Genomic DNA, 5,226 nt, shown 5'->3' with positions numbered 1-5,226 from the left:
TCTTGCGAAACAGGTGCAAGATTTTGAGATAATCGTGCTTCAAAACCTGGCATCTTGAGCGGCGATTGCGTCCTGTAGGGGCGAAGCATTCGGGTAATAACCTATCGGTGAAACCGTAGATTTTCTATCCGAATGCTTCGCCCGTACTTTTTCAGCAAACCCTAATTAAGCAATCTCAATTAATTGTTAGATAGTGGCGCAGGCTTCTGGTTCTTTGTATTTTATCTTTAATTGTAACCAGCTACTTAGTCGATGAGTCGATCATAGGTGCTGCGTTACGACGGATTCTCACCTTCGAGTCAAAGCAGCAATTTTGGCCGTCTCGCGCACCCTTTCCTCCCCACTTCCCAATTCATAATTCATAATTCATAATTCCCATGGGACCGAAATCTGGGTAAAATTTGAGAGATACAATCGGTCAATTGGGCATGGATTATAAAGAAGCGGGCGTGGATGTGGAAGCGGGACGCGCTTTTGTCGAGAAAATTCGCCAAAATGTGGAAAGTACCTTCCGTCCCGAAGTTATCGGCGGTTTAGGCGGTTTTGGCGGCTATTTTCAGTTACCTTCCGGTTATCGGCAACCGGTGTTAGTATCGGGAACTGATGGTGTAGGAACCAAGCTGAAAATTGCCCATAGTCTCAATTGCCATGATACGGTGGGAATTGACCTCGTGGCCATGTGCGTCAACGATGTCTTAACCTCCGGGGCTGAACCTTTATTTTTCTTGGATTATCTCGCCACCGGTAAACTGGAAGCGTCACAGTTAGCGGCGGTGGTATCGGGAATCGCTAGGGCCTGTCGTGATAGTGGTTGTACTCTTTTGGGAGGGGAAACGGCGGAGATGCCGGGGTTTTATTCGGCGGGAGAGTACGATTTAGCGGGTTTTTGCGTCGGTATTGTCGAAAAAAGTCAATTACTCGACGGCAGTAAGGTGCAAATCGGCGATGTGGCTATCGGTTTAGCCAGTAGTGGGGTTCACAGTAACGGTTTTAGTCTTGTTCGCAAGATTATCGACACCCAGGGCTTAAATTGGCAAGATTGCCCCGAAATTTTGACCGGCTCTAGCTTAGGTGAAGTTTTGTTAACTCCCACTAGACTTTATGTTAAACCTGTGCTAGAACTTTTGCGCTCTGGGTTAGATATTCACGCCATGGCCCACATTACTGGGGGTGGCATCCCGGAAAATTTGCCCCGCTGCTTAGGTAAAGGGCATTCCGTGCAGATTTACCGCGAAAGTTGGCCAATTTTGCCGATTTTTCACTGGTTAGCCCAGATGGGTTCGGTTAATGCCGAAGCCATGTTTAATACTTTTAATATGGGTATCGGTTTTGTGATCATTGTCCCATCAGATCTGGCTCGATCGACTATTAATCAACTACAATCCTCTGGGATTAATGCCTACCAAATCGGCGAAGTGATTGCCGGCAAGGGGGAGATTGTTGGGCTTGATTAAGCTGAAAAAACTCTTTCAGCAAACCCTACTTAGGGTCTGCTGAATAAATCTAAAAACCTTGTTGGATAAGAATTTTAGACTTTTTTCCCATCAAAAAGTGCCAGACATTGGGGTGATCGGGGGGGAAATTTAGGCACTTTTTCCCTGAAAATTAGGTAATTGACCCCCTGAAAATGGGGAAAACCCTACACCCCAGCTGCCCCCCCGATGTCGGGGGGGTTGGGGGGGCCACACCCTGCCCCCACGAAAAACTCTTTCAGCAAACCCTAGTTAATAGATTGTATCCCGTTGACGGGCGGGGCGATCGAGGGATTTAATCGCCGTTGCTAATTCCTCGACGGTCAAACAAGTACCGCCCAGGGCCCCGGCCATAGTGGTAATATGTTCTTCCATGAGAGTGCCACCGAGATCGTTGCAACCCCAGTTTAAAGCTTCTGTCGCCCCCTGTAAGCCCAATTTTACCCAACTGGGTTGATGATTTTTAATGCTATTGCCCAAATAAATCCGCGCCACTGCCGTTAACTTTAATGTATCGGCTAAAATTGGTTGATCTCGTCCGACTCGATTTCTCAGGGGTTTGGGGGCCGATTGTCCCACAAAAGGCAATAAAATAAATTCGGTGATTTTAGCCCGATAATTATTTTCTAGGGCGATTTCTTGCTGTTTTCTAATTTTTTCGAGGTGCTGCACCTGTTGGCTAGGGGTTTCAATATGACCGCAGAGCATGGTACTGGTGGTATGTAACCCCAAGCGATGGGCAGTACCGACTATTTCTAACCAAGTGGCGGCATCGATTTTTTCTGGACAAATTACCCGTCTTACCTCATCCACTAACACTTCGGCAGCCGTCCCCGGGAGAGAATTGACTCCTGCTTCTTGCAGGGAAGCGATAACTTTTTCGTAACTTAAACCGTCTTCTCTAGCTATAAATTGGACTTCTTGGGGCGAAAAAGCGTGTAAATGCAGGTTGGGAAAGGCTTGTTTCAGGTTTTTAACAATTTCGAGGTAATAGTCTAAGGAATTGCCCTTAATCTTGGCTTTTGGGTTTAATCCCCCCTGCATACAAATTTCCGTCGCCCCACGACGGACAGCATCCGCCGCTTTAGCGATAATTTCCTCTAAATTAAGCCAGAAGGCCCCTTCTTCATTTTCATCGCGTCTGAATGCACAAAAACTGCAATGCTGCTCACAGATGTTACTAAAATTAATGTTGCGATTGATCACGTAGGTGACGGTATCTCCCACCTGTTGACGACGCAAAAAGTCGGCCGTTTCCCGAATCCGGGCAATTAAACGGTTATCGGTAGTTTCTAGCAAGATAATCGCTTCTTTTGCCGATAAATTCGCCCCTGACCGCGCTTTTGCCAAAATATCGGTTACGGGTGCGGTGATGGAGGAGTTAGTCACGGGAGATAAATATTAAGGGTTGCCGATCTTAATTTTAGAACGAGGTCAGAAGGAACAGTAAAGAAAGAGAGCCGATTTAATCCTTTTTCTGTTCCCTATTCCCTTGTCTGCACGCGGTAATTTCCGGTTGAGAGCCTTTATTGCGGGGTGGTTTGTTTTTCCTGTTCTTTTTGTTGACGTTTTTTCTTTTCTGCTTCTAGGGCATCTTCGATCACCTTGAGCAGCTGATCCATTTTATCAAGATTACCGCGATAAACATCGAGGTCTTTTTGCAGTTTCTCGCTGGAGAGACGGAGAATTTCTGAGAACTTTTGCAAAATTTGTTCGCGTTTTTCTTTTTCCTTGATCATGTCCGGTTGTGCTTCCGCCAAAATAGTATAGAGACCGATGGCAAACAGGCGACTATACTTAAACTTAGGCGCGTTGATAACCGAAACTAAACTATCAGACAACTGATTGTTACCACCCAGAGCAGGGTTTTGCAGTTGGGAAAGCAAGGAATCAATATTAGTTTCTTTGGCAATAGCGATCATATTTTCGGCATCACGACGATAGACTTCGGGATTACCGTTAACCGCTTGGCACAAAGCATTAAAAATATTCGGTTTATCCTCCCCCGGACGATAGCCTTCCATGAACTTCTCGAAAGAAGTAACCACACCAAGGGCATAAATTGGATCATAATGGAAATCTACATTAACGGAGAGCAGGTGCATCTCGACTAATAATTCCTCAACCACGCGCCGATACACCGAATTGATGGGGCGGGTGTGGCGAGTATAAAAATCACGCTTACTATCGGAAACAGTACGAATTTTGTCCACAGAACCAAACTTCATAAAAATTTAACACTGCTCTCATTTTCTCCCTTCTCGTTCCCCCTGACAAGGCCAGTGATCACCAAAGAGCGGCAAGCAGTCAGTCCAGAGAGAGCAAAAGAGCGAGTAAGATAGGGCAATGGGAAATGGGGAAATGGGGAAATGGGGGAATGGGGAAGTGGGGGAATGGGGAAGTGGGGAAATGGGGGAATTCAACTAAAACCCCAACACCCTAACACCCTAACACCCCAACACCCCAACACCCTAACACCCTAACACCCCAACACCCTAACACCCCAACACCCAACAGCTTTTTCACTTTTCAGTTGACTATATGGCCAATCAAGACGACAAAATCAAAATTATCAGTGATAACCGGCAAGCACGCCATCTCTACGAGATTTTAGAGACTTTTGAAGCGGGGGTGCAGTTGCTGGGGACCGAGGTTAAATCCGTGCGTGCCGGTAAGGTAAACCTGCGGGATGGTTACGTTTTAGTCCGCAATGGTGAAGCGGTGTTAATTAATGTTCATATTTCCCCCTACGAACAGAGTAGCGAATATTTTAATCACGATCCGCGCCGGACGAGAAAATTGTTGATGCACAAAAAGGAAATCAGCAAACTCATCGGTCAAGTGGAACAGAAAGGCTTAACTCTTGTGCCTTTAAAGATGTATTTTAAAGGTAGTTGGGTAAAAATCAGCATTGGCCTCGGTAGAGGCAAAAAATTACACGATAAACGCGAAGATTTGAAACGTCGTCAGGATCAACGGGATATGGCGCGAGCGATGAAGCGTTAACCAAGACACTTATCGGACTGGCAAAGGTCTAGGTAAGAAACGATCGGGTTTTGTTACAGTTGAACTGTATTAGGCTCCTTGCGGCCGTCACCATCCCCCTCACTTTGGGTTAAAATTTATGTTAAAACTCTTGACAAAAATAATTAAATATGCTAAGGCACCCGCTTTAATTGCTCTATCTTTAGCTGTGGGTGCGGGGATTATTTTACCAAAAATAACTTTAGCCAATGGCAACCCCGGCCTAACCATTTTTAGTGGAGTCGATCGCAAGGATATCTTAGATTATTTCTTGCAATTTGGTGGTCGTCCCCGGCAAATGGATCGTTATAAACTCTATATTCCCCCGAAAAAACTCTCCCAAGGGGCCTCGGCTTTTTTTATTTCCTATCCCGATTATTTTAACGGCCAGTTTGACACCAATAAAATCGAGGTACGCACCAACGGCAAATCTTTACCTTTAAAGGAAGTGGTTTGGGATAAGGATAGTCGCATTATTCAAATTGTCCCCGAACAAGCGATCGATCCGACCAGCAAAGTTGAAATCGTCATGTCTAATGTCAGAAATCCTGAATTAGGCACTTATTACTTTACCTGTGATGTGATTGCCTCTGGCAATATTCCCGTCCGTCTCTACGTTGGGACTTGGATTGTCAGTATCGAACCTTAAGTAGGGTTTGCGGCAAAAAGTTTTTCGTGGGGGTAGGGTGTGGGGTGTGGGGTGTGGGGTGTGGGGTGTGGGGTGTGGGGT

At 45.8% G+C, this 5,226-nt stretch carries 5 protein-coding genes; 3 read left to right on the top strand and 2 right to left on the bottom strand.

Translation table 11 applies throughout. The features are described from left to right. The first annotated feature begins 428 nt into the window (after positions 1–428). On the top strand, positions 429–1,454 hold the full coding sequence (gene purM, locus O9290_RS12915; protein WP_288056151.1) for a phosphoribosylformylglycinamidine cyclo-ligase: 1,026 nt from the start codon (positions 429–431) through the stop codon (positions 1,452–1,454). Between the two features lie 270 nt (positions 1,455–1,724). Here purM and cofH read toward each other — a convergent pair whose 3' ends face one another. Then, on the bottom strand, positions 1,725–2,861 hold the full coding sequence (cofH, locus tag O9290_RS12910) for a 7,8-didemethyl-8-hydroxy-5-deazariboflavin synthase subunit CofH (RefSeq protein WP_288056148.1): 1,137 nt from the start codon (positions 2,859–2,861) through the stop codon (positions 1,725–1,727). A 137-nt stretch (positions 2,862–2,998) separates the two neighbouring features. Continuing rightward, positions 2,999–3,685, bottom strand: a complete 687-nt coding sequence (gene psb29, locus O9290_RS12905) for a photosystem II biogenesis protein Psp29 (protein ID WP_174718083.1) — start codon at positions 3,683–3,685, stop codon at positions 2,999–3,001. Between the two features lie 328 nt (positions 3,686–4,013). Here psb29 and smpB point away from each other — a divergent pair, with 328 nt between their 5' ends. Together smpB and O9290_RS12895 are read left to right on the top strand one after the other, a co-directional pair. Continuing rightward, the gene (gene smpB, locus O9290_RS12900; RefSeq protein WP_004162719.1) at positions 4,014–4,478 is read left to right on the top strand and encodes an SsrA-binding protein SmpB; all 465 of its coding nucleotides are present in this window, start codon (positions 4,014–4,016) and stop codon (positions 4,476–4,478) included. Between the two features lie 118 nt (positions 4,479–4,596). Beyond that, entirely contained in the window at positions 4,597–5,145 is a 549-nt protein-coding gene (locus tag O9290_RS12895) for a DUF2808 domain-containing protein (protein ID WP_288087130.1), read from the top strand. Positions 5,146–5,226: the final 81 nt, after the last annotated feature.

The sequence above is a fragment of the Microcystis sp. LE19-41.2A genome (genome assembly GCF_027530405.1).
GTDB lineage: Bacteria > Cyanobacteriota > Cyanobacteriia > Cyanobacteriales > Microcystaceae > Microcystis > Microcystis aeruginosa.
Note: the sequence above shows the minus strand (reverse complement) of the source record. Positions and strands in the feature narration are given on the sequence as shown.

What these genes read in the sequence shown, in the direction of transcription:
- smpB (WP_004162719.1), top strand. Translation starts at nt 4,014, where the DNA reads ATGGCCAATCAAGACGACAAAATCAAAATTATCAGTGATAACCGGCAA.
- O9290_RS12895 (WP_288087130.1), top strand. Translation starts at nt 4,597, where the DNA reads ATGTTAAAACTCTTGACAAAAATAATTAAATATGCTAAGGCACCCGCT.
- purM (WP_288056151.1), top strand. Translation starts at nt 429, where the DNA reads ATGGATTATAAAGAAGCGGGCGTGGATGTGGAAGCGGGACGCGCTTTT.